General features: G+C 74.7%; 3 protein-coding genes and 1 riboswitch. All 3 genes read left to right on the forward strand.

The genetic code is table 11. The annotated features are described in order from the left end of the window. Positions 1–10: 10 nt before the first annotated feature. A riboswitch (ZMP/ZTP riboswitch) is annotated at positions 11–94 on the reverse strand. 104 nt (positions 95–198) lie between these two features. Next, entirely contained in the window at positions 199–1356 is a 1158-nt protein-coding gene (nagA, locus tag NQ160_RS22875; protein ID WP_374113708.1) for an N-acetylglucosamine-6-phosphate deacetylase, read from the forward strand. Between the two features lie 44 nt (positions 1357–1400). Continuing rightward, the gene (locus NQ160_RS22880) at positions 1401–1814 is read left to right on the forward strand and encodes a YrdB family protein (RefSeq protein WP_257517316.1); all 414 of its coding nucleotides are present in this window, start codon (positions 1401–1403) and stop codon (positions 1812–1814) included. Next, on the forward strand, positions 1811–2058 hold a 248-nt coding region (locus NQ160_RS22885), incomplete at its 3' end, for an FAD-binding protein (RefSeq protein WP_257517317.1). The genes NQ160_RS22880 and NQ160_RS22885, both read left to right, overlap by 4 nt.

Genomic DNA, 2058 nt, shown 5'->3' on the forward strand with positions numbered 1-2058 from the left:
GGGCGTATCGAGACCCGGCCCAGGCGTGCGGTCGAATGCCTTGTCGGTCGCTCCCCGGTGGTGGCCCACCTCAACGCCAGTCGCGACACCCAGAGCATAGCGGATGCCGCGTCGCGCTCCCCGTCGACGCCACCCGGCGTCTTCACCCGCGGCGCCGCGCCCCGGGCGGCGCGTGCCGCGTTGCTACGCTGGCTTACCGTGCAGACCCAGGGCTTTTCCCGTGTCGACCTCGTCATCCACCGCGTGCGTCTCGTCGACGCCGGTGAGATCACCGACGACGCCTGGGTGGCGTTCCAGGGCGGCCGTGTCGCCGCCGTCGGCCAGGGCGACTCCTGGCGAGGCCTCTCCCCCGCCGACGCGCAAGACGGCGACGGCGCCTGGCTGACGCCCGGCTTCGTCGACGTCCACGGCCACGGCGGTGCGGGTCACGCGTTCGACGACGGCCCGGAAGCCGTCGCCGAGGCGCGCGCGATGCACCGCGCCCACGGCACGACGCGGGCGGTGCTGTCGCTCGTGACGGCATCGATCGACGACATGGTCTCCCGCGTCACCACGGTCGCCCGCCTGGCCCGGGCAGATGCCACGATCCTCGGCTCGCACCTCGAAGGCCCGTTCCTGGACCTCGGCTACAAGGGCGCGCACACGCCCGGGCTGCTGCGGGCGCCGGACGCGGCCGCCGTCGACCGCCTGCTCGCTGCCGGAGACGGCACCATCCGGCAGGTGACGCTCGCCCCCGAGCTTCCCGGAGCGGACGACGCCATCCGCCGGTTCACCGCGGCAGGCGTCGCCGTGGCGGTGGGGCACACCGACGCCGACGCCGACGCCGCCCGGCGCGCGTTCGACGCGGGTGCGACGATCCTCACCCATGCCTTCAACGGCATGCGCGGCATCCACCACCGGGATCCGGGCCCCGTCGTCGCGGCGATGAGGGACGAGCGGGTCACGCTCGAGCTCATCGCCGACGGGACCCACGTGCACCCCGATGTGATGCGGCTGGTCTTCGCCGGCGCTCCCTGCCGCGTCGCCCTCATCACCGACGCGATGGGCGCGGCCGGCTCGGCAGACGGCGCCTACATGCTCGGCGGGCTCGCGGTGACGGTGACCGACGGGGTGGCGCGCCTGGACGACGGCGGATCGATCGCGGGGTCGACGCTGACGCAGGATGCCGCGCTGCGGATGGTCACCGCACGGTGCGGCGTCTCGATGCCGGACGCGGTCGCGGCGCTCACCGCCGTCCCCGCGCGTGCGATCGGCGCGCAGGCGGGGTCGCTCGCCGTCGGCGCGACGGCCGACGCCGTGCTGCTGGACGCCGACCTCACCGTGCGGACGGTGTGGGTGGACGGCGTTCCGGCGTAGCGGCCCCCGGCGGGCTGCTCCCGCGCCGGACGTAGACTGAAGCCATGTCCGATCTGCCGTCCGTGCGCCCCGCGAAACCCGCCGAGCCGCAGCCGCAGCGCGCCGAGCAGCAGCCCGGCATGCGCGCCCCTCTGAACGTGGTCGACGTGCTGTCCGTCCTCTGCGGGCTCTTCGCGTTCGGCACGCTGGCCTTCTGGGGCTTCATCGCCTGGGACTTCCCCTGGAACCTCGTCGTCGGCATTGGCGCCCCTGTCGTCGCCATCCTGATCTGGGCGCTGTTCGTCTCGCCCCGCGCGGTGCTCGCGGTGCACCCGTTCGTGCGGGCCCTCGTCGAGCTGCTGGTGTACGCGGCCGCGACGATCGCCTGGTGGGCACTGGGCAACGCGTGGGTCGGACTCGGCTTCGCCGTGGTCGCCGTCACCGTCGGCGTGCTGTCCGGCCGGCGACGCCTGGCATGAGCACCGCCGCGCAGCAGGCGACCGATGTGGTCGCGCTGCTGCGCGAGGCGCTCGGCAGCCGGGTCGACACCTCCCACGAAGCGCTCGACGCCGCCCGCGCCGACAAGTCCGGCCACGCGTCCTCCGCGGCCCCCCTGGCCGTCGTGCACGCGGCATCCATCGCCGACGTGCAGCAGACGATGCAGATCGCCACCGCGACCCGCACGCCCGTCGTCACCCGCGGCGCCGGTACCGGACTCGCCGG

It is taken from the genome of Microbacterium sp. zg.Y909 (assembly GCF_024626565.1).